We start from the raw sequence: 23,025 nt of genomic DNA, 5'->3' as shown, positions 1-23,025 counted from the left end.
AACGTCAGAGGCTCAGTGGAACACTTTTTCGACGTCGGCCACCATGGTTTGCGTTGAGTGGTATCCCCCTGCGGTCAAGTACCACGCAGCAGGGTCCAAAAACACAATGCGGTCATGCTGGGCGGCGGGTGTGTTGTTGACCAAAGCATTATCAAACAGCTGTTTAGAGACATTATTGCCCGCGCCAATCGCCTGCTGTCTATCAAGGATAAACATCACATCCGGTTTGGCGTCAGCGATGTATTCAAAGGAGATCAAGTTGCCGTGTGTCGCAGCGACGGTCTCAACATTTTTGCTTTCGTTGGTATGGAAACCAAACTCGTCATACACAATCGAGAAACGACTTTGATGACCAAACATAGAAATGCGATTGCCATTGTTCATCACGGTCAACGCGCTGAACTCACCAGACTGCGCTTTCTTCGCGACGGCATCAAACTGCGCTTGCACGTCTGCGATCATCTGCTCAACACGCTCGGATTGACCAAACACATCCCCCATCACACGCCAGTGATGCTGCGTCGTTGTCCAGTAATCCGCACTGTCAATTTGGTACATATAGGTCGGCGCGATGTCAGACAAAGCAGAGTACATTTCCGCTTGGCGCCCTTCAGCAATGATCAAATCCGGTTTCGCCATGTAAATGGCTTCAAAATTGGGTTCTTTCAAACTGCCCAGCGACGCATATTGCTCCGCTTGATATTGACTAAGGTGCTCTGGGATCAGTTGCTTCACCACACCCACCACTTCAACATTCAACTCATCGAGCAAATCCAACGCGCCGTAACTAAGCACTACCACGCGTTTGGGCTGACCTTCAATCTCAATGCTACCCAAATTGTGTTCGATTGTTTTCGCACTTGTCCATGTACTTGCCAGCGCAACTGCACAACCCAATACGATGTTCCAAGAAAATACCATGTTTAAAGAAAAAGCCTTAAGCCTTGCCATACGGAGGTTCCACCTTTACCTAACCACACTCAATGACAGGATGTATCACTGAGGATTCACGACATCACCACGTTTAAGGTGTTGTTCCATCTTCAAATATTGAATCATTCTTCTCACCAATAGTTGGCAGCTAAAAGGCTATATCGCAAATGGTAACAAGAATGATTCTTGATTATGATTGAGAATATCAGCTAATATCAATCCGTCAATAGGATAGTTTCCATACTGGTTATGCAGAAAATGAATTTAGATAAGGTTGACTTAAACTTGCTGGTGATTTTGAAACACCTGCTGGAGGAAAAACACGTCTCCAATACCGCACTGACCCTCCATATGAGCCAACCCAGCGTCAGCCGCGCATTGAACAAATTGCGCGTACTGTTTAACGATGAGTTACTGGTTCGCACGTCCCAAGGCTACGAACTTACCTCCAAAGCGACTCAGTTGCAGCAAGAGCTTGACGGGTTACTCCAGCGACTAGAACGCTTTGTCAATGGCGGACAATTTATCCCACACGAGTCGGAACAAACGGTGCGGTTTTTCGGATTGGTTCCGCAAATCAACTGGTTACTGCCACCGATTCTACGTCGTATTCGCCGCTTAGCGCCGAATCTGATTGTCGATTTGGATACGGTGCCAAAACGTCATTTTGATGCGCTCAATGAAGGTAACGTCCATTTTGTTCTTTCAACCATCGAACCGAGCAACAGCGAGCAAAACCTGTATCGCATGTTCATCCGTTCCCGTGATTTCCGACTGCTGATGAGCGAAGATCATGAATTGGCGAAGCGCCCTATCACAGTGGATGACCTTCGCCACGCCCATTTCGGTCAAATATCCATCCAGGGTGGTAAAACACTCTCCATCGAGCCCCGATTTAGAGAGCTGGGCTTACTGGCCAAAAACGAAAAACTCTCTACACCAGTGATGTTGACCAACTTTAACGCTGCCGCCAATGTCGCTCAGGAAACGGATCTGATCTTTCATCTTCCGACCCCGTTCGCCGAGGAGGTCGCGGCCGGTAAGCGCTTAGTGACTCGAGAAGTGCCCGATGCCATCAAGTCCTCATACCAAAACATCTACTTGTATTGGCACAAGCGCTACCACTTGGATCCCATGTGTGTCTGGGTACGTGACCTATTTCGTGAGCACTATCATCACGAGCAAAAAAACGTCGCTAGGCGGCATGACGAGCAAGCGAAATAGAATAAAAAACGCACAGGTTATTCATTAGTTGAATAACGAGCATGTAAAAATCGTATGAAACTTTGATTGCACTTTATCACTCATGCATATGTAATGCGAACCATTCGCATTGGTAATTACATTAAGGATAAAGTGCATTCCATGAATCGTTTCACGTTAACCCCCATCGCTCTGCTTGTCGCGTCTTCTCTCCCTACTTTTGCGGCCAGTGGCGAAGAAACGGAAAAATTTGATGAACAAATGGTGATCACTGCCACGCGCACCGAAACCACGCTGGCGAAAGCGCCCGCTTCAGTCTCGGTGATCACCCAAGAGCAAATCATCGCCGAACCTTCTCTCGCATTGAATGATTTGGTTCAGTACGTCGCTGGCGTCGAGAGCCAAATGGACGGTGGGCGCGCAGGCCGTAAAAAGATCTCAATTCGTGGTATGGACACCAAGTTCACCATGATCCTGCTTAACGGCAGAAAACTCAGCTCTTCTAACGCTATTTTCCGAGGTAACGACTTCGATTTAGCGACCATTCCTAAAGAGAGCATTGAAAGAATTGAAGTGATACGTGGACCTATGTCTGCACTGTATGGCTCAGAGGCCCTTGGCGGCGTCATCAATGTCATCACTAAGCAACCAACTAACGACTGGCAATCTCAAATCAACACCGATTATGCCTACCGAGATGATGACAAGGGCAGCGAATACAGTGTTGGCTTTAACACCTCGGGGGCTTTGATTGACGACGAACTTTATCTCGCGTTGTCCATCAATAAAAGCGGCCGTGACGCTTACCACGCTTTCGATGGCACCGCTTCCGGCCGCAGTGGCGAGTATGATCGTGCAAATGCAACAACACTAGAAGAGCGTGAAACCTTGGCCATGAGCGGTAACCTTCAATGGTACATCAACCCCAATCATGACCTCGCTTTCGATTTCGCATTCAATGATGACGATCGTCAAGGCGTGATTGAATCTACCTCGGGATTAACCGAATCAGACGCGACCATCAAGCGCGACATGCAAGCACTCACCTACAATGGCGCCTTCAGCTGGGGTGATGCTCAGCTTAGGTACAACCGTGATTCCGTCACCAGTGAAGACGCGGCCGATACGGATACGGCGGTCAACGATGTCATTGAGACCAATCAACAGCTTTACGGTCACGCTACGACCTTTATCGCCAACCACACCCTAACCATGGGCGGCGAATGGAGCTACGCCGAACTCGATAATCCTGAAAGTTTGACGGTCACCGGTAAAGCAGACGCGCACGAACAAGCGCTCTTCGTGCAAGACCAATGGGCGCTTGGTGACGCATACACCCTCACATACGGCACTCGCTTGGACTTTCATGAAAGCTATGGCAGTCACTGGAGCCCACGTGCTTACTTAGTCAATACCGTCACCGACAAATTGACCCTTAAAGGGGGTGTGGGCTCAGCGTTTAACGCGCCTTCGCTATTGCAAACTTCATCGGAAAACATCATCAATAGCTGTAAGGGCAGTTGCCAAATCAGTGGTAACCCGAACTTGAAGCCAGAAACCAGCGTCAGCTATGAGGTTTCCGCGATTTATAATGAGCAAGATTGGGGCGTCGAAGCGAGTGTATTTAGAAATGATATTAAGAACCTGATTGATCGAGATCTGTCCGATGGCAGTGAAGTCGGCACGGGCCCCGATGGCCAACCGATTTACACCTACTGGAACATCAATAAAGCGATGACTCAGGGGATTGAGTTGTCTGGCCACATTAATCTCACTGAAAGCTTGGAACTGAACGCCGCCTACACCTATCTCGATACTGAAAACAAAGAGACCGGTGAAACCTTGGAGAACCGACCTAAGCACAAAGCCAACGCTCGACTTACTTGGTACGCGACCGACTGGTTGGATACCTTTGCTCGTGTGAATTACATTGGCGATACCACTCTGAGCGTGAGCGATGACATCACACGCCCAGCGGTGACCACCGTCGATTTAGGTATGAATTATCACTTCCAGCAAGAGTGGCGCCTCCGAGCTGGCGTGCGTAACCTCACCGACGAACAATATGATGATTTAGACGTGACGCAGCGCGGTTATAGCGTCGACCCTCGCTCTTGGTACGTGGGACTGACGGCAAACTTCTGATCCCTTGAGTGATCGTTTTGAGTGATTGTTGCTAGCTCGAATTGCATACCAAAGTTTCATCGTGCGGAGCAACAAGCGAAACGTTAAAAGTATACCGATACGATAAAGGGGCTTGATAGCCCCTTTGCTTATTTACGTTACTCCGTTCACTTTTGTACGTTACTGAGTTCACTTGGCTTATGCGTGTTGAATCGTGGTTTTCTCCCGGCAGAAACAGTCCAAATCATGATCGAAGACTACCCCAACCGCTTGCAGATACGCATAAAGCGTCGTACTTCCCAAGAACTTAAATCCACGCTTTTTCATCTCTTTAGACAGTTGATCAGACAATGGCGTGGTGGCCACAGGGAGACGCTCTTCACTGCGATTATCGACGGGCACCCCTTGGACGTATCCCCAAATAAATGCACTGAATGAGCCAAACTCCTTTTGCACCTCAAGAAAGCGCTGAGCGTTGTTAATTGCTGCTTCAATTTTCGGCCGGTGGCGGATAATGCTGGCGTCTTGCATCAGTTGCTCAACCTTTTTGGCATCAAACTGTGCGACCTTCTGCGGGTCAAAGCCTGCAAACGCACGGCGATAACCCTCGCGACGCTTTAAGATGGTGTACCAACTCAACCCTGCCTGCGCGGACTCGAGAATTAAAAATTCAAACAACACCTTATCATCATGGACAGGCACGCCCCATTCATTGTCATGATAAGCCACGTAATCTGGCTTTGATTCATCCACCCAACGGCACCGTTGCATGCGCTCTCCTTTTCTTGGTTGTTCTAACTGCGAGTTACTGAGTCGCCTCTTGCATACCCTGTGCTGAAGGGTCACTTGGCTCTCGACCATTCGGCACACATACTGAGTGGAATAGGCGATACAACACGGGTACCACAATCAACGTCAGCACGGTGGCAAACCCAAGACCAAACATAATGGTCACGGCCATCGGTTTAAAGAAGATGTCCGGTAGCAGCGGTATCATACCTAAAATGGTAGTAATCGCCGCCATACACACCGGACGTACACGACTCAGCGCCGCATCCACCACCGCGACGTAGGGATCTTTACCCAGTTTCATCTCTATCTCGATCTGATCCAGCAGCACAATGCCGTTTTTCAATACCATGCCAGACAGACTCAAAAAGCCGAGTAGCGCCATGAAACCAAACGGTGTATCCAGCAGCAATAGTCCACTGGTGACACCAATCAGGGCCAATGGCACGGTGCACCAGACGATGATCGGCTCTTTGATGGAGTTGAACAAGAACACGGTGATCAAGAACATGAACAAATAGCCCATCGGCATCGTAGTAAATAGCGATGCTTGCGCATCGGCGGAAGACTCATACTCCCCGCCCCATTCGAGCGAATACCCCGGCGGGAACTCGAGCGCTTCTATCTTGGTTTGTAAGCGACTTTGCAGAGTGGCCGCTGTTTCTTCGCCGAGCAAGTCTGGGTCAGCCATGACAGTCAACATACGTTTGCGGTTTTTACGCACAATAATCGGATCTTCCCAGCGCATGTCATAACCTAGCGTGACTTGCTGCAGGGGAATAAATTCGCTCAGTGCAGGGCTCCATATCTTCATCCCTTCGATGTTGCGAATATCCACCCGCTCTTCCTCAGGCAGTCTTGCGACAATTGGCATCAAGGTCGTCCCATCTCGGTACACACCGATGGAGAGCCCAGAGAACGACATCGAAAGAAAATCGTCAACATCGGATTTTGTGATGCCGTAACGTCTCGCTTGGCTTTCGTTGAACTTGGGCTCTAAAACCTTAGTGCGCTCACGCCAGTCATGACGGATGTTGGTCGCGCCAGGATCGTCACGCATGATGCCCTGCACCTCTGCGGCGAGCGAACGCAGCACCGTTGGGTCGGAGCCAATCAGGCGCGCCTCAATTTTTGCGCCACCGCCCGGGCCGAGCTCAATCTTCTTCAGCTTGTAATTGACTTCCGGAAACTGCTGCTCAACGTGGGCACGAAATTTCACCATCAAGGCATCCAAAGATTCATAGCTGGTGACTCGCGTGGTGATCTCCCCATAAGCTGCGTAGCTTTTCTCCGGAGCATACGTGAGCATAAAGCGCTGCAAGCCTTTTCCGGCGGTCGTGGTGACATGCTCGACGCCATCTTGTTGAGTGATCCAACTCTCTAACGCTTTGAGCTTAGTGTTGGTCGCGCGAATGTCCGTCCCTTCTGGCAACCAAATATCCGCCTGAAACATGGGCGTGGTCGATGAGGGGAAAAACGCCTGCTTAACAAAGCCAAAGCCATACACACTGGCGGCCAACCCCACCACCAAGACGATGACGGTGAACCAAGCTTGGCGCATACACAACTGCAAAAAGCGTCGATAGACGACAAAGATAATCCCATTGTAGGGATCGGCATCCTCACTGCCCGCGGCGTTTTTTTGCCCTTTAAAGAAGATATCAGCAAAAAACGGCGTAATCGAAATCGCGGTAAACCAACTGAGCATTAACGAGATAAGCAACACGGTAAACAAGGTACCGCAATACTCACCGGTCGAGTCTTCAGACAGCCCAATAGGCGCAAACGCAGTAACCGCAATCACCGTCGCACCGAGCAGAGGCCACTTGGTTTGCGTGACGATATCCGTCGCGGCTTGCAGTCGGGTGCGCCCTTTTTGCGTGCCAATCAGTATCCCTTCCACCACCACAATCGCGTTGTCCACCAGCATACCAAGTGCGATAACCAGGGCACCAAGCGAGATGCGCTGCAAATCGATCGCAAAGTACTTCATAAAAATAAAAGTACCCAACACGGTCAGCAGTAATATAAGACCAATCAAGAGCCCGGAGCGTAAGCCCATGAAAAACAGTAGCACCACAATCACAATCGCGACCGCTTGGCCCAAGCTGACCACAAAGCCACTCACTGACTTGTCGACTTCCTTCGGCTGGCTGTAGATTTCTGCAATCTCGACGCCTACCGGCTGCTGATATTTCAACTCAGCCAAACGGCGATCAAAACGCTGCCCTACTTCGACCACATTCACCCCTTGCGCAAAAGAGACGCCGAGGTTGAGCGCCAAATGGCCGTTAAAGGTAATAATGTTGCTTGGGACTTCGATGTATCCGCGCGTAATCTCGGCGACGTCCCGCAGATAGATAAGTCCTTGTGCGCCCGATTCTGTCAAAATCAAGTCGCCCAACTGGTCGACATTTTGAAACTCACCCGTCGGCTGAATGCGAATGTATTCGCTGCCAATGCGCACCGCGCCGGCATCCGAGACCACATTTTGTGTCGAAAGCAAGTTAAACACCGTGCTCGGTGATAACCCGAGGCTACTGAGGCGCTTCATGGAAATTTCGATAAACACTTGCTCTTGTTGCTGACCACTCACCGAGACTTTGCTGACACCGTCTATCAGTTCCAGCTCTCGACGCAGATAGTCGACGTAATCAAGCAGCTCTTTGTAACTGTAACCATCTCCGGTGACGGCGAGCAAAATGCCATACACATCACCAAAGTCATCAATCACTTGTGGATCATTTACCCCAGGTGGCAGCGAGCCTTTGAGGTCGTTGACTTTGCGGCGCAACTCGTCCCAAATTTGCGGCAGATCATCCGGCCCGTAGTTGTTTTTCATGGTGACGGTGATTTGCGATAAACCTCGACTGGAAATGGAGTTCACTTCATCGACATAGGTCAGTTGCTGAATCGCCTTTTCTAGTGGGTAAGTCACCTCTTCTTCCACTTGCTGCGGTGTGGCACCGGGATAGGAAGTGACGACCATAGCATCTTTGATGGTAAAGGCAGGGTCTTCCAAACGGCCCAAACCAAAGAACGCCGCCGCTCCACCAATCAAAAAGATCAGTGAAATCATCCAACTGATGACTCGATTGCGAATAAAGTACGCGGCGATGCCTGTAATGTCGTCGTCTGCGCGTGGCGTTTGATTAGAGTTCGTCATGCTGCGCCTCCTTGGCGATGACTTCAACTTGCATTCCCTGTGTCAATTTCCCGAGCCCTGCGATTACGACTTGTTGACCCGCTTCCAGGCCCTCAAGAATCTGCACCGATGTTTTGGTCGCCTTGCCGGTCACCACGGCTTGCTTGCTAACCGTACCGTCATCGTCTAGACGCCAGATGAAGGTCTCGCTGCGCGCGAGTGCATCGCCATCGGCATTGAATATCGCTTCAATGGGTACTTGTACCCCTGCCGATAGATTCAAGCCTGCGTTTTCCCCACGTGAGGTCACTTCGACCGCCATGCCGTCCAAAATGTACTCCTCTTCTGGCATGGGCATTGATAAGGTCACGGTGAAAGTGCCCGTTGAGGGATCGGGCTCAGTGGTGAACGCCTTGATGGTCGCTGAATATTCGTTGCCACTAGGCACACGAACCACCGCATCGATTTTTTCCAACTTGGCTTGCTCTGGTTGGCGGGCGTAGAGTCTGTCTGGCAATTGAATCACCACTTCGACGTTGTCTAAGCTGTGAATGTTCACCACTTGCTGACCCACTTGAATATTTTCGAACTGATCCACCGCCACACGTGAAATCACCCCATCGACGGGTGCCAATAATTGGGTAAACGAGAGCCGCAACTTAGCCAGTTGCAGTTCTGCGAGCGCAATTTGGCGGTTGGCGGCAATTTCATCAAACTGAGACTTCGCTAACAGCCCTTTATCCACCAAAGGTTTTGAGCGGCGATATTGACTGTCAACCACGGTGTATTTGGCACTGGCGTTGTCGACATCCAACTGGTAGTCGGTTGGGTCAAGCACGGCGATGACGTCACCTTTTGCGACTTTATCCCCTTCTTTGACATTCAATTGGCTAATTTCGCCAGCGACACGAAAACTAAGATGAGCTCGGTCAGCGGCATTGGCCACCGCAGGAAAAAAGAGGCTATCACCGCTGAACTCGCTGCCGACGCTCGCCACTTTAACTTTAGGCAAGCCAAAATCTAAGTAGTCCGCTTCTCTTTCACAGCCAAACAATACGCTGGTGCACAGCAAGGCGACCGATGTGGTCCATATTCTGTTCATCACAACCCCCGCTCTTTAATCCACTCACGCACTTTGATACCTGCAGTCATGCTGTTGACCCCAGAGGTGACAATTTGGTCGCCATCACTGAGCCCCGACACCACATAACGGCGCTCATCCAATGTCACTGGTGCTTTTTCCACTAAACCTTGGTCATCGACTCGCCATACATAAGTGACACCGTCTTGTTCAAGCAGCGCTGATTTCGGGATGGTTGTCGCTTCACCGCTGCCAGCGGTGACACTGACAATGCCAGCCATGCCAGGCAAAATCCCTACATCCGTTGGGCGCTCCATGATCATGGTCACTTTGTACGATCCGGTTTTGGGGTCCGCTTCCGTATCTAACTCTTGAAAGCTCAGCGAATATTGGTACTCAGGAAAGGCGTCAAAGGTCATGACGGCTTGGGATTGTGCCCCTCGCGCAAAATGATTGAGCAGATAGTCTGGCAGTTGGAACACCACTTTCATTAATTGATTGGTTTGAATATTCATCACTGCTTGCTTAGCAGCGACATATTCAAAGTTTTCAGCGGGAATCAACGAGATGGTGCCATCATAAGGCGCAAGTAAGCGTGTGTAGCCCAGATTCGCGTTGGCTTGATCAAGCTGTGCTTTTGCCGAATTGTGGTTGGCTTGCGCTTGGTCAAAATCTTGCTCGGAAACGACTTTATCTTCACGCAGTTTTTTATAACGGCGATATTGCACGTCAGCCAGTGTGAACTGCGCGTTGGCTTGCTCGGCAAGTAAGGCATATTCATCGGGGTTGAGGGTGGCTAACACTTGACCACGCGTGACATTTTGCCCCTCGCGCACATCAATGGTTTGCAGCTGCCCAGGCACGCGAAATGCAAGAACGGCGCGATCTCCGGCTTCAGAGACTGCCGGGAATTGACGTTCAAATTGCGTGTTGCCAACCGAGACGGTAAATAATTTCGCCGGACGAGAGTCTGGCTCAGGGACAGGGGCAGGCTCTTTTCCGCAGCCACTAATCAGCGCGGCGCCCACCAAGAGCGTTAAGGAAGTTCGCATAGTCACAGTTCCATTGTTCGCTATTCATCTATTCAATCCAACTATTAATAAAGGTAGATGATAGCGATGCACGCTTCCATAACAGGGATAATAAATTATTATGAAAATTAGGGATTTGGCCGAGTTTTAGACATCAGTCTCAGTGATGAACTTTCACGCTTTGATGATAAAGGCATGAAGTGGGCGCGCCATAACTGTTTGCCGCCGCCCCGTTAGAGCGAGCGAAACTCCCGCTCGACACTAAACGTATCTGAGGTGACGTAGGCTTCCATATCTCTGATTTTGCCTTCGAGCTGATCAAACTCTTGCTCAATATTATCGAGTAATGCGCTTGGCGCTTGACCCTTTTCCCAAGGCTTACTCTTGAGTTTATGTCCTTGCTCGCTCTCCATTTCCGCTTGATAACTGGCGGGCATTTTTTCCAACATAAAGCTGAGAGCAACATAGGCTAGCAGCACCAGAAACGAGCCGCCCAACAGCGCTGCAGAGATGACCAAAATACGTACTAGCCACACTTCTAGTGAGAAGTAGTTGGCCAGCCCAGCGCACACGCCCGACAACTTACCGTTGGCAGGATCTCGATACAGTTCACGTTTACTCATAGCGACGTCTCCAGTTTGGGGACTGCTCGTCAAGGATCCGCTCTAAGGTTTCTACTCGTTGCTGCATCGCATCGGCTTTGTTGGATAAGCTTTGCAGGCGCTGGTAATCCTCTTGGGATAAGCCACTGCTGGTTCTTTTTTTGCTGCGATAGTGCAAGAAAAGCCACAAGGGGGCGACAAAAATCAAAAAGACAATTAATGGCCCTGTAACCATAAACGATGACATACATGACTCCTTTTAGGCGGAGAAGCTGATCGCTTCTCCCTATTGTTGTGGGGCGAATGTTCTGCGGCGAAATGATTTTTCACAGAGGGATTAAGAGGATTTTTTCTCTTCCATCTGCTGCTTTAGTTGCGCGAGCTCTTTCTCAATTTCATCTTGAGCTTGCAACTCAGCAAATTCTTGGTCAAGTGATTTACTCTGGCCAGATTGCGCAAACACATCTGCTTCCGCTTCCAGTTCATCAATCTTACGTGAATATTGCTCAAACTTCGCCATCGCTTCGTTGGTTCGGGCCGTGTGCAGATGTTTCTGAACATCACGACGATTGGAGGCCGCTTGGCTGCGAATCGCCAACGCCTGTTGCTTGGCACGGGTCTCGGTAATTTTACTCTCTAGCTTACTGATTTCACCGGTCAGCTTCTCGATGGTTTCTTCCACTAAGGTTTGCTCTGTGTGAAGACCTTTGAGTACATCTTGTAATTTCTGTTTCTCAATCAAGGCAGCACGGGCGAGATCCTCGCGCTGCTTAGTCAATGCTAAAGAGGCCTTCTGCTGCCAATCATGCACTTGCTCATCAATGGCTTCCACTTTGCGCGCCAGCTCTTTTTTGTCCGCTATCGCTTTGGCGGAGTTAGTGCGCACTTCGACAAGTGTATCCTCCATCTCTTGGATAATGAGGCGGATCATCTTCTCGGGATCCTCGGCTTTATCAAGCAGAGCACTGATGTTGGAGTTAACGATGTCGGCGAATCTTGAAAAAATACCCATGATGAGGCTCCTTAATGGTTGTCGCTACGAGTGTGAACAATACAAGTGTCGTGCCAATAAATAAGCGCATTTAAAACAATCACTTAGATTTTAGCTCTTGATTGAAAGACACGCATGTGATGAAAATAACCAACATAAGGTAAATTTTACCAACCGCCCATAGGGGCGATATTGAGTGAGCCGCGACTATGCAACAAAATCTGATTGGCGAGTCACCCGCGTTTCTTGCGGTGCTCGATAAAGTCTCCAAATTGGCTGCGATAGAGCGTCCGGTGTTAATTATCGGCGAGCGAGGAACGGGCAAAGAGCTGATCGCACAGCGCCTTCACTACCTGTCCAAGCGTTGGGACCAACCTTTAATTTCACTTAACTGCGCGGCGCTTAGCGAAGGCTTGATAGATTCCGAGCTATTTGGGCATGAGCAAGGAGCCTTTACCGGCTCCAAAGGGCGTCATCAAGGCCGATTTGAGCGTGCGGAAAATGGCACGCTGTTTCTAGACGAGCTGGCCACTGCCCCGCAAATGGTGCAAGAAAAGCTGCTGCGCGTCATCGAGTATGGTCACTATGAGCGAGTCGGAGGGCAAAAACCACTGACGGCCAATGTCAGGCTCATCTGCGCCACCAACGCCGATTTACCCACCATGGCGAAAGACGGGCATTTTCGCGCTGACTTGCTCGACAGGCTCGCCTTCGATGTCATTTACCTCCCACCGTTACGAGCGCGTCAACAAGACATCCTATTGCTTGCCCAATACTACGCCATCAAGATGTGCCGTGAATTAGGGCTTAGCTATTTTGCCGGCTTCACCGAACATTCGGAGGCAGCGTTGCTCGATTACGACTGGCCTGGCAACGTGCGCGAGCTGAAAAATGTCGTCGAACGTGCCGTGTACCTTCATGGCGAGCAAGAAACGCCGATTGATGAGTTGACCTTTAACCCTTTTAAGCCGCAGTGGAGTGAGCCTCTCGAATCCGCTTCTCATGACACTATAGAGAAGGCGTCCAATGCTGAAGGTGCGCCTGTGTTTACTTTTCCGATGGATTACAAACGCTGGCAGGAAGAGCAAGACATCGCTCTGCTTAACCAAGTGCTGGCAGAAAGCAAATACAACCAGCGAAAAGCCGCACAATTGCTCGGTCTTAGCTATCATCAGCTCAGGGGAATGGTGAGAAAGTATCAATTAAATACGCCAAACCTTGAGTCTTCCGCAGACGATGAGTAAATCGGCTCTTGATAACCCAACACTTGGGTTATCAAGAGGTTTAATGATAAATTACCCTTATCTTTTATGGTAAATCACTCAGATATTGAGGCATAATGTCCAATCGCTTTGTGCTTTATCTCAGGCAATCGCTCTTTCTATGAAAGCATTACTACAGTTAACATTCGGTCTCGTTGGCCTCGGTTTGCTTAGCGGCTGCGGAGACGACATCGACCACAGCAAAATCCGCCAAAGTGGCTTCGTCTATTGTGGCCAAGGTGGCCCCGGGACCTTTAACCCGCAACTGGTCGACAGCGGCATCACGTCTGAAGCGCTCAGCCCTCAGATTTTCGATACCTTACTGGTCCTCGATCCAGATACATACGAACCCATACCCAGTCTCGCCACCGCATGGCAGGTCGATGCAAGCGGCACGGAGTACACGTTTACGCTTCGTCCCAACATCCAATTTCAAATCACACCGTGGTTTACGCCCTCTCGAGCAATGAATGCACAAGACGTGGTGTTTAGTTTTAAGCGTATCATTGACCCACAACATCCGTTTCATCACGTCGGGGGCGGTATTTACCCTTGGTTTAACAGCATCGACTTCCCCAATTTAATTGAAGATGTCGTGGCTACCTCAGATGACCAAGTCCGCTTTATTCTCTCTCGTCCGGATAACACGTTTTTATCCAACATCGCCACCAGCTACCCGGTGATTCTCTCCAAAGAGTACGCGAGTGAACTGGAGATAAAAGATGAAAAAGCGCGCTTAGATTCCCACCCCGTCGGCACCGGACCCTTTTATTTGGCAGAGTACCAAGTCAACGACCTGATTCGCCTTAAACGCCATACACGTTACTGGAAACAGCCCGCCTTGATGGAGCAAGTTGTGTTTGACATCTCCCATCGCGGTACTGGCACACTGGCTAAACTGCTGCGTAACGAATGTGATGTACTGAGCTCGCCTCTGTCGAGTCAACTGCCCATCATTCGCGAGCAAGATAACATTGAGCTGATTTCCAAGCCCGCAATGAACATCTCCTTTATTGCTGTCAATACCGCCCACCCTGCGCTCAAAGATGCGCGCGTGCGCAAGGCACTCAACTTTGCCATTAACCGACAAAACATTTTAGATTCTGTCTACTATGGTACGGGTAGCCAAGCCTATTCGGTTCTGCCGCCTAGCTCTTGGGCGTACCAAAAAGACGCCAACCAAATTCGTTACGATCGCAACTATGCTTTGGCACTGCTGCGAGAATCTGGATTCAGCGAAGGTTTGGAGCTCAGTATGTCGGTACCTCTTGAGCCTCGCGCATTCAACCCAAGCCCGCGCAAAACCGCGGAGTTGATTCAAGCGAACTTGGCAGACATTGGCATCACCTTAAACCTCATTACTGATGAGCGCTTCGAGCGAACCAACCTCACGAGCAACATCGATCTCTACCTCACCGGTTGGATCGCCAGTACGGGTGATCCGGACAACATTCTGCGTCCACTCTTGTCGTGTGATTCCGATCGCGTTGGACTGAATGTCTCCAGTTGGTGTAACCCAGATTTCGACTTTTTGCTCGATTTGGCGCTGGAAGTGGATCGTCCTCGCTATCGCCTCAACCTCTATAGGCAAGCGCAGAATATTTTGAACGAAGAATTTCCCGTGATCCCACTCAATCACGGCGTACAGTTGCAAGCGCATGATCGCTCGATTCGTGGTTTTCGCATGAGCCCATTCAATGCACAACCTTTTGATAAAGTGGAGAGGGTGAACTGATGCTGCTGTATACCCTAAGAAGACTGAACCTCTTCATCATCACCTTGCTTATCTTGACCATGGTGGGCTTTAGCTTACTTCGTTTAGAGCCCGACTCCGCCTGGAGCCAAATGAGCTACTGGTCAGGATGGACGACTTACGTCGGAGAGTTGATGCACTTAAACTTTGGCGTTAATAAGCAAGGCGTGGCGATTATTGACGAGCTGGGAGTGGTCTTCCCTGCCACCATTGAGCTGTGCTTTATCGCGTTTGTCATCTCCCTGATGATTGGTATTCCGATTGGCACGTTAGCGGGCATGCGCCAAGGTAAGTGGATTGATACGGCGATCTCCTTTACCTCGATGTCGGGCTATTCTGCGCCGATATTCTGGATTGCACTATTAATGATCATGGCGTTCTCACTGCACTTTGAGTTATTTCCCGTTGGCGGCCGCTACGATCTTCTGTATCAAATTGAACACGTGACCGGCTTTGCCTTAGTTGACGCGTTTTTTGCCAAAGGTGCGTACCGAGCGCACGCGCTGCAAAGTGTTATCGAACACCTGATCTTGCCCTGCTTGGTGCTGGCACTCGCTCCGACCACACAAGTTATTGGCTTGATGCGCGCCTCGGTTGCGGAAGTGATGGGGCAAAACTACATTCGCGCAGCGCGGATTAAAGGCCTCTCAAATCACGAGATCGTAACTCAACACGTGCTGCGTAATGCCATCCCACCCATCATCCCCAAAATCGGTATTCAGTTATCAAGCATGTTGACCTTGGCCATCATTACCGAGTCTATTTTTAACTGGCCGGGGATTGGTCGCTGGCTACTGGATGCTTTATCAAACCGTGACTACGTCTCTATTCAAGCGGGTGTCATCGTAGTGGCAACACTGGTACTCACCGCCAATATTGTCTCGGATCTGTTGGGTGCTATGGTTAATCCGCTGGTAAGGAAGGAGTGGTATGCTAAGCGATAACATCTATCAAGAAGAGTTGATACCCACTCAGTTTGAGCGTTTTTGGCGCAGCTACAAAGCCAATAGCTTGGCGATGTTTGGTTTGTGGTGTTTGATTCTGCTAATCGTCATCACGCTACTCTCTCCGTGGATCACACCCCATGACCCGCAAGCACAAACCGGTGAATTGCTGATTCCCCCTTCTTGGGATCCGACCGGCACCGTCGAATACTTCCTTGGCACCGACGATTTAGGCCGAGACATTCTCTCGCGCTTAATCGAAGGTTCACAGCTGACGTTCGGCGCCGCCATCATCATCACACTCATCGCGGCCCTCATAGGTTGCTCAATCGGTATTTTGGCCGGAATGACCAAAGGCCTGCTCTCCAGTACGCTCAACCACTTGCTTGATACTGTGATGTCGATCCCTTCCCTGCTGTTGGCGATCATTTTCGTCGCCTTTCTGGGCTTTGGCGAATTCAATATCTTACTGGCGATCGGTCTAGCGCTTATTCCGCGTTTCGTGCGCTCTTTGTATATCGCGGTGCACGCAGAAGTGGAAAAAGACTACATCATGGCCGCAAGACTCGATGGTGCCAATGATTTCTACCTGCTGTGGAACTCCATTCTGCCCAATATCTTAGTGGTGATCGCAGCCGAAATGACCTACGCGTTGTCATTGGCCATCTTGGACATCACCGCACTGGGCTTTCTGGGCCTTGGCGCTCAAACGCCAAGTACCGAATGGGGCGCGCTACTCGGTGACTCCGTCGAGCTCATCTATTTAGCGCCTTGGACAGTGACGTTGCCGGGCCTTGCCATTATGTTCACAGTCATCGTGATCAACCTCGTTGGCGAAGGGGTTCGCCAAGCATTAAATGCGGGGATTGAATAATGCCGCTGTTAGATATCCGTCATCTCACGATCGAGATTGAAACGCCACAAGGGCTGATGAAAGCGGTCGATCGAATGAGCCTGACTCTCAACGAAGGCGAGATTCGCGGGCTTGTGGGCGAATCTGGCTCAGGTAAAAGTCTGGTGGCGAAAGCCATCGTTGGTGTGTGCAAAGAGAACTGGAAAATCACCGCCGACCGCATGCGCTTAGGCAATATAGACCTATTGCAACTCACGCCGAAAGAGCGTCGCCGCGTTATTGCGCGCGATGTGGCGATGATTTTCCAAGAGCCCTCCACCTGTTTGGATCCATCGGAAGAAGTGGGCAAACAGCTGATTGAATCGATTCCAGCCAGCGCCTTTGAAGGCCGCTGGTACGAGCGCTTTAGTTGGCGTAAGAAGCAAGCCATTGGCCTACTGCACAAAGTGGGCATTAAAGATCACAACCGTCTGATGAACAGCTACCCTTATGAGCTGACGGATGGGGAGTGCCAAAAGGTGATGATCGCGATGGCGATCGCGGCCAAACCCAAGCTGTTAATTGCAGACGAACCCACCAATGACCTCGATCCGATCACGCAATCGCAAATCCTGCGTTTGCTCAGTCGAATGAATCAGATCAACAACACTTCAATCTTGCTGATTGGTCATGATCTCACCACCATCACCCAGTGGGCCGATCGCATCACCGTGATGTACTGTGGTCAATCAGTGGAGTCGGCAGATACCGAGCAGTTGCTTGAAAAGCCAAAACACCCCTACACCGTGGCGCTATTGAAAGCGATGCCCGATTTTAGTGAGTGGATTCCTCACAAAGAAAAACTGCAATCCTTGCCCGGCACCATTCCACCGTTGCAACATTTGCCAATTGGCTGTCGCCTTGGACCCCGCTGCCCATACGCGCAGCGTCAGTGTGTTGAGATCCCCATGACCAGACGGATTAAAAACCACAAATTTGCCTGTCACTTTCCACTCAATACGGAGAGAAAAAAAGCATGAGTGCGCTACTTGAAGTCGACCAACTGTCGAAACAGTTTGTCACGCGTTCTGGCTTGTTTCGAAAGAAAATCCAACAGGCTGTCAAGCCCGTGAGTTTTAGCTTAGAAGCAGGGCAAACTGTGGGGTTTATCGGCCAAAATGGCTCTGGTAAGTCCACGTTAGCGCGCATGTTGGCCGGTGTGGTTGAACCCAGCTCTGGCGAAATCCGGGTGAATGGCGAAGCGCTGCGCCATGAAGATTACTCGACGCGTTGTAAGCTCATTCGCATGATTTTCCAAGATCCGAACACCTCGCTCAATCCAAGAATTCAGATTGGCCGTATCCTAGAGGGGCCATTGAAGCGAAACACCAACATGCCACCCGAAGCACGCATTAAGCGCGTGAAAGAGACCCTACTTCGAGTGGGATTGTTGCCCGAGCATGCGTACTTCTACCCGCAAATGTTGGCAACAGGTCAAAAGCAGCGCGTCTGTCTCGCGCGAGCGTTAATTTTGCAGCCTTCTGTCATCATCGCCGACGAAGCGCTCAATGGTCTTGATATGGCGATGCGCTCACAGATCATTAACCTGTTTCTAGAACTGCAAGAAGAGATGGGCGTATCGTTTGTCTATGTGTCGCAGCATATTGGCACCGTCAAACACATCACTGACAAAGTGATGGTGATGCACGAGGGAGAAGTGGTCGAGGCGGGTGATACCCACAAGGTGCTGACTGACCCACAACACCCGATCACTCAGCGCATGGTTGAAAGCCACTTTAACAAAGCGCTCTGCTTTCGCTAAATCGCCATTTCAATCAGGGATGTCAGCAATGGAACAGCGAATCTATCTATTCAAACGGGGCAAAGCGATTCTACTTAGCCCCTTGTTGCTCTTTGCTCACCTCACCTTCGCCTACCCTAGCCAGACGACCTGGCTTGACCCAAACTTTGTTGAACGCGCTTTTCTCGATGTTGCACTAAAAAACGAATACCGCCCTGGTGACAAGCCACTGACAAAATGGCAGGCACCGATTCGTATTTGGATCGATCACCGCGTAGCTGATCACGTGCTTCATGATGAGCTGACCAATGCACATCTGCGCGACTTATCCGCGATGACTGGCCATGACATTCGGCGCGTTTCACGCCGAGAGGACGCCAACGTGGTGTGGATATTCACCCGTCAAAGTCAGTGGCAAGACGAGATCGCCGAGGAAATAGGTCTTTTTGCTCTTGAGCACATCAAGGGGGCCATCTGCAAAGCGAGCTTTAGTTATACGAACAGCAGCGTTATCGACAAAGGGGTCGTCATTATCCCGGTGGATCAAGCGCGCAGTCACGGCAAGCTGCTGGCATGCATCGTCGAAGAGATCACCCAAGTGCTTGGTCTGCCCAATGACGCAGAAAGCGCCTACCCTTCGATTTTTAATGACGAAACGCCTGAAGATCTGCTCTCGCCTCTCGACGTCATTTTATTAAAACTGCTCTACGAACCTGAGCTGCGCCCCGGTATGAGCCGAGAGCAGGCCGCGCCAGTGGTGCGTAGACTGCTGCAACGCTATCAGCAACAAGGCATCTTACGCGATGCTGCCAAGCAGGCAAAAAACAACCAGCTATTTAAGCTGGTTGGTGGTTATTAATCACGTTGAACGGGCACGGTTAGCCGCGTTTTTTCAGCTCAAATTCAAACTCGTCTGGAAACAGCACGACGCCCTCTTCATTGCTGTCAGGAAAGACAACGACAGAGAGCTCATCTTGCTCAAGCCCGACGGTCCAACGGCTGAACCATTTTGCCGTGGAAATGGATTGCGGCTCGCATTTAGACCACTCACCAGTCGCCCACTCACGCGCAAACTCTTCAGAGGGCCACACAGGCACGCAATCATCATCTTCGGTGTTGAGCATCACGCAGCCATGCTCATCGGTTAAGATCCACACTTTGCGCTCTTTTGCGATCGTATTTAAACAGTAATTAAAACGCTCATCCGGACGCATCTTGTTAATGCTTGTCTTTTGCTCTTCACTGAGTGACATGTTACCCCCTTAAACAAAGAAAAAAGCGCTCACAGGCGACCCTGTAAGCGCTTGAAAATGATCACTGTTTGGATTACGCCAACTCAGTTTGTAGCCAAGGCCAGCCTTGCTTCTTACGGCTCAGCGTGTTTTCCATCATCAGCATGCCATCTTTCTCATGCTTAACCAGCTTCTGCGCCCACTCACCTTTATAGAGTAGACGAGTTTGCGCTGTGGTGATGTCTGTCAGCATCACAGCTGCAAACGCAAGACCTTCTTCATCGCAGCGACGCTCAAGATCCGCTTCCAGCGCGTCAATCATGCCATCAACTTGCTCTAGCGTTGCAAGCTCAACCTGACCCACCACGACATCACGACCGTTGAATGGGTAACCTTTAAGATCTTTCTCAACCAATTCCGCTGCCGACAGACCTTCAATGTTCGTCTTAGCAATCAGAAGGTCTTTGATGAAGGCATCAATGTCTGCCACATCTGCGATCTTCGCTAGCTCTTCAACCGCGTCTTTGTCTTTTTGCGTACACGTTGGCGAAGCAAAGCCCACGGTGTCAGACAAGATGGCCGACATCATCAACTTGGCAATCTTAGGCGTGATTGTGTGGCCTTCGATTTTAAACATATTGAATAGAACCGTGTTGGTGCAGCCTACTGGCCAGATCCACGCTTCCATCGGGTTGATGGTCATCACATCACCTAGACGGTGGTGATCGACGATACCTAGGATTTCTGCGTCTGCCACATCATCAGGTGCCTGTGCGAGATCTGAATAGTCAACCAACCAGATTTTCTCACCGGCCACAGACGTACGAAGCTCTGGCGTCTCTGCACCAGCAACGTCAAGGATGTGTTGAGTTTCACGGTTGATTTCACCTTGGCGGATAGGCATGGCTTGCTCGCCACGTGCCTTCAGCAGTTCAGTTGCCACCAAAGCACTACAAATACTATCACTATCAGGGTTCTTGTGACCTACGACTAGAATCATCTTATTTCCTATACGACTATTACGAGCCCGATCTGGGCGATTACTCACGAAGCCCGATACTTTACCTGATTTTTAGAATTTGTCATCGCCTAACGGTGCCAAAAGCGCCAATTAACCCCTATCGGGTGTTTTGGCTGTCGGGCAAAAGGTGTCTACACTCAAAGGACAATAATCATAAATGAGTCAATGCCATGCGTTTTTGTTTTTATGCTCTGCCGCTGCTTCTCCTTAGCACAGCGCTTTGGGCCAGCCCTCCCGTGATACGCGCCACTCAAGCGCAGTGGCCTCCCTATGTGTTTGAACGGGTCAACTCCGGGCTAGCGATAGAGATTGTTCAAGAAGCGTTTGCCACGCAGGGCTATGACATCGATTTGGAAATTTTGCCTTGGCTGCGCTCACTTAAAGAAGTGCGAAACAGTAAAAAAGATATGTTGGTGTCGCTTTGGTGGTCAGACGATCGTACCCAAGAGCTAGAATTTAGCGTGCCCTATTTGATGGTCCACCTAAAGTTTATTGTGCTAAAAGAAAACGCCTTTGAGTACCGAGACTTCACCTCATTAGAAGGCATGACGGTCGGCATTATTGAAGATTATGGCTATGGAGAGCGCTTTAATGAATCCACCTACTTTACTCGGGTAGTCGCGAGCGATCTCGCCACCAATCTTCGAAAACTGCGCGCAAAACGCGTTGACGCCATCATCGCCGATGAGCGAGCCGCCATTCATACCATGAAGGAAATCGGTTTAGACTCAGACCACTTTTACTTTGTCGATAAAAGCTTGATGATAAAACCCGTGCATCTCGCCATCGCCAAAGATCATCCCGAAAAAAACACCCTAATGGTCCGTTTTATGATAGGGCTGCACCAGCTAAAACAGAGCGGACGCTATGATGAACTCGTGATGAAGTACCGATAGCCTTCGTGCTCTTGTCAACCATCAGCGTTTACCACTTTTAAATCAAGGGGTTTAAGTGGGCTCGTTTTAACCATTGAATCGATAGGTGAAATCGATTTAAATGCATTTGCAAATCATTATCATTTTCATATAATCAAAGAAATGCTTTACGATGGTTTGCACTATGAATCACTTCGATGCCCAAACTGCCACGCTTGACTCGCTGCAATTTAGACCCGCTTACAAACGCTTGCTGCTACCAGTAGGGCTATTGACGCTGTTATTAAACGACTCAACACGCGCGCTCACGGTTTCGACCCTCTCTGATGCCTTCTGGGCCGTGTCTTGTTACGTGGCAATGACACTCGCTCTCTACCACTCGATTGCGAAGATCACTCGTTCGGACAACCGAATCGTGGCGTTGTATCAGCACTCGCGCCACTACCAAGTGATTTTTGCCGCTCTGCTCGGCGCTCTGCCAGGTTGTGGTGGCGCGATTGTCGTCACCACCCAATTTGTTAGCGGGCGAGTCGGATTTGGCGCCATCGTCGCTGTGCTGACCGCCACCATGGGTGATGCGGCCTTTCTGCTCCTCGCCAGCCAGCCAAATGTGGGATTGGGTGTGATTGCACTGGGTGTTGTCGTGGGTACTGTCAGTGGCTTGGTGGTTAACGCAATTCACAAAGACGACTTTTTGCGTCCCGCACTTAAGCAAGCCCGAACGTTACAGACGCTGCAACACACAGCCAATAAAGAGACGAGTAAAGCGATTGAAATTCAAGCCATCAATCTGCAAGGGACATTCTGGAAGTGGCTGCTAGTCCCCACCGCTCTTGTCGCCATACTCGGTTCCTTTCAAGTTGATGTGAATCAGTGGTTAAACGTGCCTGACATGACCATGGAGTGGCTTGGGACGGGTTTGATTGTCATTAGCATGCTGCTGTGGTCTCTAACTCGTGAGATCAAAGACTATGAGTCAACGGTGGCGGAAGATTGCAAAATCGTCTCGTCACACCCGATTCAAAAAGCCGCGCAAGATACCAACTTTGTGACTGCCTGGGTGATTGTCGCCTTCCTCGCCTTTGAGCTCATCCAACAGGCTGCGCATATCGATATCACTAATAGTGTGGCTCAACTTGGGGTTTGGATGCCTCTAATGGGGGTTGCTGTGGGTCTGCTTCCCGGGTGCGGGCCGCAAATTTTGGTGACCAGTTTGTATATCTCTGGTGCGGCGCCCCTATCAGCACAATTGGCGAATGCCATCTCTAACGACGGCGATGCCTTGTTCCCGGCGATTGCACTGGCGCCAAAAGCCGCCTTAGTCGCGACCGTCTATTCAGCCTTACCGGCGTTACTGGTCGGTTACGGCTACTTCTTTTTGTTCGAATAGACGCTCAAAAAAACGC

General features: G+C 50.2%; 21 protein-coding genes. 11 read left to right on the top strand and 10 right to left on the bottom strand.

Translation table 11 applies throughout. The annotated features are described in order from the left end of the window. Nucleotides 1-12: 12 nt before the first annotated feature. Nucleotides 13-921 (bottom strand): siderophore ABC transporter substrate-binding protein, encoded by a 909-nt coding sequence (locus tag AC6R0S_RS09795; RefSeq protein ID WP_500631695.1) that lies wholly within the window; start codon nucleotides 919-921, stop codon nucleotides 13-15. Between the two features lie 270 nt (nucleotides 922-1,191). Here AC6R0S_RS09795 and AC6R0S_RS09790 point away from each other — a divergent pair, with 270 nt between their 5' ends. Both AC6R0S_RS09790 and AC6R0S_RS09785 read left to right on the top strand, forming a co-directional pair. Then, entirely contained in the window at nucleotides 1,192-2,157 is a 966-nt protein-coding gene (locus AC6R0S_RS09790) for a LysR family transcriptional regulator (RefSeq protein WP_500632610.1), read from the top strand. Between the two features lie 141 nt (nucleotides 2,158-2,298). After that, the gene (locus AC6R0S_RS09785) at nucleotides 2,299-4,281 is read left to right on the top strand and encodes a TonB-dependent receptor domain-containing protein (RefSeq protein ID WP_500637813.1); all 1,983 of its coding nucleotides are present in this window, start codon (nucleotides 2,299-2,301) and stop codon (nucleotides 4,279-4,281) included. A gap of 177 nt (nucleotides 4,282-4,458) precedes the next feature. Here AC6R0S_RS09785 and AC6R0S_RS09780 read toward each other — a convergent pair whose 3' ends face one another. The 7 genes from AC6R0S_RS09780 to pspA all read right to left on the bottom strand — a co-directional run bounded on the left by AC6R0S_RS09780 (nucleotide 4,459) and on the right by pspA (nucleotide 11,920). After that, complete coding sequence (locus AC6R0S_RS09780; RefSeq protein WP_500631608.1) at nucleotides 4,459-5,031, bottom strand: DNA-3-methyladenine glycosylase I; 573 nt, start codon at nucleotides 5,029-5,031, stop codon at nucleotides 4,459-4,461. Between the two features lie 34 nt (nucleotides 5,032-5,065). Continuing rightward, nucleotides 5,066-8,215: an efflux RND transporter permease subunit gene (locus tag AC6R0S_RS09775; RefSeq protein ID WP_500632612.1), complete on the bottom strand. Its 3,150-nt coding sequence runs from the start codon at nucleotides 8,213-8,215 to the stop codon at nucleotides 5,066-5,068. Continuing rightward, nucleotides 8,202-9,296, bottom strand: a complete 1,095-nt coding sequence (locus tag AC6R0S_RS09770) for an efflux RND transporter periplasmic adaptor subunit (protein ID WP_500631610.1) — start codon at nucleotides 9,294-9,296, stop codon at nucleotides 8,202-8,204. Before AC6R0S_RS09770 ends, AC6R0S_RS09775 begins: the two co-directional genes overlap by 14 nt. Further along, nucleotides 9,296-10,327 (bottom strand): efflux RND transporter periplasmic adaptor subunit, encoded by a 1,032-nt coding sequence (locus AC6R0S_RS09765; protein ID WP_334550738.1) that lies wholly within the window; start codon nucleotides 10,325-10,327, stop codon nucleotides 9,296-9,298. Before AC6R0S_RS09765 ends, AC6R0S_RS09770 begins: the two co-directional genes overlap by 1 nt. Before the next feature lie 212 nt (nucleotides 10,328-10,539). Beyond that, nucleotides 10,540-10,929 carry an envelope stress response membrane protein PspC gene (gene pspC / locus AC6R0S_RS09760; protein ID WP_334550740.1) on the bottom strand — a complete coding sequence of 130 codons (390 nt, stop codon included), beginning with the start codon at nucleotides 10,927-10,929 and terminating at the stop codon, nucleotides 10,540-10,542. Next, entirely contained in the window at nucleotides 10,922-11,155 is a 234-nt protein-coding gene (gene pspB, locus AC6R0S_RS09755; protein ID WP_334550742.1) for an envelope stress response membrane protein PspB, read from the bottom strand. The genes pspC and pspB overlap by 8 nt, the downstream gene beginning before the upstream one ends. Nucleotides 11,156-11,245: 90 nt before the next feature. Beyond that, on the bottom strand, nucleotides 11,246-11,920 hold the full coding sequence (gene pspA / locus AC6R0S_RS09750; RefSeq protein WP_334550744.1) for a phage shock protein PspA: 675 nt from the start codon (nucleotides 11,918-11,920) through the stop codon (nucleotides 11,246-11,248). Nucleotides 11,921-12,108: 188 nt separating this feature from the next. Between pspA and pspF the strand changes: the two genes are divergently transcribed. The 7 genes from pspF (at nucleotide 12,109) to AC6R0S_RS09715 (ending at nucleotide 19,350) form a co-directional block, all read left to right on the top strand. Further along, nucleotides 12,109-13,143 carry a phage shock protein operon transcriptional activator gene (pspF, locus tag AC6R0S_RS09745; RefSeq protein ID WP_500632615.1) on the top strand — a complete coding sequence of 345 codons (1,035 nt, stop codon included), beginning with the start codon at nucleotides 12,109-12,111 and terminating at the stop codon, nucleotides 13,141-13,143. A 139-nt stretch (nucleotides 13,144-13,282) separates the two neighbouring features. Further along, on the top strand, nucleotides 13,283-14,896 hold the full coding sequence (locus tag AC6R0S_RS09740) for an ABC transporter substrate-binding protein (protein ID WP_500637812.1): 1,614 nt from the start codon (nucleotides 13,283-13,285) through the stop codon (nucleotides 14,894-14,896). Further along, nucleotides 14,896-15,858, top strand: a complete 963-nt coding sequence (locus AC6R0S_RS09735) for an ABC transporter permease (RefSeq protein ID WP_500631613.1) — start codon at nucleotides 14,896-14,898, stop codon at nucleotides 15,856-15,858. Before AC6R0S_RS09740 ends, AC6R0S_RS09735 begins: the two co-directional genes overlap by 1 nt. Continuing rightward, complete coding sequence (sapC, locus tag AC6R0S_RS09730) at nucleotides 15,845-16,732, top strand: putrescine export ABC transporter permease SapC (protein WP_500631614.1); 888 nt, start codon at nucleotides 15,845-15,847, stop codon at nucleotides 16,730-16,732. The genes AC6R0S_RS09735 and sapC overlap by 14 nt, the downstream gene beginning before the upstream one ends. Further along, complete coding sequence (locus tag AC6R0S_RS09725) at nucleotides 16,732-17,730, top strand: peptide ABC transporter ATP-binding protein (RefSeq protein WP_334550754.1); 999 nt, start codon at nucleotides 16,732-16,734, stop codon at nucleotides 17,728-17,730. The genes sapC and AC6R0S_RS09725 overlap by 1 nt, the downstream gene beginning before the upstream one ends. Further along, entirely contained in the window at nucleotides 17,727-18,512 is a 786-nt protein-coding gene (locus AC6R0S_RS09720; RefSeq protein WP_334550755.1) for a peptide ABC transporter ATP-binding protein, read from the top strand. Before AC6R0S_RS09725 ends, AC6R0S_RS09720 begins: the two co-directional genes overlap by 4 nt. A 28-nt stretch (nucleotides 18,513-18,540) precedes the next feature. Continuing rightward, a complete protein-coding gene (locus tag AC6R0S_RS09715) occupies nucleotides 18,541-19,350 on the top strand; it encodes a DUF2927 domain-containing protein (protein ID WP_500637811.1) in 810 nt (269 codons plus the stop codon). 19 nt (nucleotides 19,351-19,369) lie between these two features. Here AC6R0S_RS09715 and AC6R0S_RS09710 read toward each other — a convergent pair whose 3' ends face one another. Next, complete coding sequence (locus tag AC6R0S_RS09710) at nucleotides 19,370-19,744, bottom strand: DUF2750 domain-containing protein (RefSeq protein WP_500631616.1); 375 nt, start codon at nucleotides 19,742-19,744, stop codon at nucleotides 19,370-19,372. A gap of 73 nt (nucleotides 19,745-19,817) precedes the next feature. Further along, nucleotides 19,818-20,723 (bottom strand): manganese-dependent inorganic pyrophosphatase, encoded by a 906-nt coding sequence (locus AC6R0S_RS09705; RefSeq protein WP_500631617.1) that lies wholly within the window; start codon nucleotides 20,721-20,723, stop codon nucleotides 19,818-19,820. 191 nt (nucleotides 20,724-20,914) lie between these two features. On the opposite strand from AC6R0S_RS09705, the gene AC6R0S_RS09700 reads away from it, so the two are divergent. Together AC6R0S_RS09700 and AC6R0S_RS09695 are read left to right on the top strand one after the other, a co-directional pair. Further along, nucleotides 20,915-21,640 (top strand): transporter substrate-binding domain-containing protein, encoded by a 726-nt coding sequence (locus AC6R0S_RS09700; RefSeq protein ID WP_500632620.1) that lies wholly within the window; start codon nucleotides 20,915-20,917, stop codon nucleotides 21,638-21,640. Nucleotides 21,641-21,803: 163 nt separating this feature from the next. Next, entirely contained in the window at nucleotides 21,804-23,009 is a 1,206-nt protein-coding gene (locus AC6R0S_RS09695) for a putative manganese transporter (protein ID WP_500637810.1), read from the top strand. Nucleotides 23,010-23,025 lie beyond the last annotated feature (16 nt).

This window comes from Vibrio sp. R15-SG3-ISO1B, assembly GCF_059833835.1.
This window is presented reverse-complemented; position numbering and strand designations above follow the sequence as displayed.

Excerpts from the sequence above, each read along its gene's own strand:
- AC6R0S_RS09725 (WP_334550754.1), top strand. The coding sequence starts at position 16,732 with ATGCCGCTGTTAGATATCCGTCATCTCACGATCGAGATTGAAACGCCA.
- AC6R0S_RS09720 (WP_334550755.1), top strand. The coding sequence starts at position 17,727 with ATGAGTGCGCTACTTGAAGTCGACCAACTGTCGAAACAGTTTGTCACG.
- AC6R0S_RS09795 (WP_500631695.1), bottom strand. The coding sequence starts at position 921 with ATGGTATTTTCTTGGAACATCGTATTGGGTTGTGCAGTTGCGCTGGCA.
- pspA (WP_334550744.1), bottom strand. The coding sequence starts at position 11,920 with ATGGGTATTTTTTCAAGATTCGCCGACATCGTTAACTCCAACATCAGT.
- pspC (WP_334550740.1), bottom strand. The coding sequence starts at position 10,929 with ATGAGTAAACGTGAACTGTATCGAGATCCTGCCAACGGTAAGTTGTCG.
- AC6R0S_RS09780 (WP_500631608.1), bottom strand. The coding sequence starts at position 5,031 with ATGCAACGGTGCCGTTGGGTGGATGAATCAAAGCCAGATTACGTGGCT.
- AC6R0S_RS09740 (WP_500637812.1), top strand. The coding sequence starts at position 13,283 with ATGAAAGCATTACTACAGTTAACATTCGGTCTCGTTGGCCTCGGTTTG.
- AC6R0S_RS09705 (WP_500631617.1), bottom strand. The coding sequence starts at position 20,723 with ATGATTCTAGTCGTAGGTCACAAGAACCCTGATAGTGATAGTATTTGT.
- sapC (WP_500631614.1), top strand. The coding sequence starts at position 15,845 with ATGCTAAGCGATAACATCTATCAAGAAGAGTTGATACCCACTCAGTTT.
- AC6R0S_RS09765 (WP_334550738.1), bottom strand. The coding sequence starts at position 10,327 with ATGCGAACTTCCTTAACGCTCTTGGTGGGCGCCGCGCTGATTAGTGGC.
- AC6R0S_RS09790 (WP_500632610.1), top strand. The coding sequence starts at position 1,192 with ATGAATTTAGATAAGGTTGACTTAAACTTGCTGGTGATTTTGAAACAC.
- AC6R0S_RS09695 (WP_500637810.1), top strand. The coding sequence starts at position 21,804 with ATGAATCACTTCGATGCCCAAACTGCCACGCTTGACTCGCTGCAATTT.
- pspF (WP_500632615.1), top strand. The coding sequence starts at position 12,109 with ATGCAACAAAATCTGATTGGCGAGTCACCCGCGTTTCTTGCGGTGCTC.
- AC6R0S_RS09735 (WP_500631613.1), top strand. The coding sequence starts at position 14,896 with ATGCTGCTGTATACCCTAAGAAGACTGAACCTCTTCATCATCACCTTG.
- AC6R0S_RS09715 (WP_500637811.1), top strand. The coding sequence starts at position 18,541 with ATGGAACAGCGAATCTATCTATTCAAACGGGGCAAAGCGATTCTACTT.
- AC6R0S_RS09770 (WP_500631610.1), bottom strand. The coding sequence starts at position 9,296 with ATGAACAGAATATGGACCACATCGGTCGCCTTGCTGTGCACCAGCGTA.
- AC6R0S_RS09775 (WP_500632612.1), bottom strand. The coding sequence starts at position 8,215 with ATGACGAACTCTAATCAAACGCCACGCGCAGACGACGACATTACAGGC.
- AC6R0S_RS09785 (WP_500637813.1), top strand. The coding sequence starts at position 2,299 with ATGAATCGTTTCACGTTAACCCCCATCGCTCTGCTTGTCGCGTCTTCT.
- AC6R0S_RS09700 (WP_500632620.1), top strand. The coding sequence starts at position 20,915 with ATGCGTTTTTGTTTTTATGCTCTGCCGCTGCTTCTCCTTAGCACAGCG.
- pspB (WP_334550742.1), bottom strand. The coding sequence starts at position 11,155 with ATGTCATCGTTTATGGTTACAGGGCCATTAATTGTCTTTTTGATTTTT.
- AC6R0S_RS09710 (WP_500631616.1), bottom strand. The coding sequence starts at position 19,744 with ATGTCACTCAGTGAAGAGCAAAAGACAAGCATTAACAAGATGCGTCCG.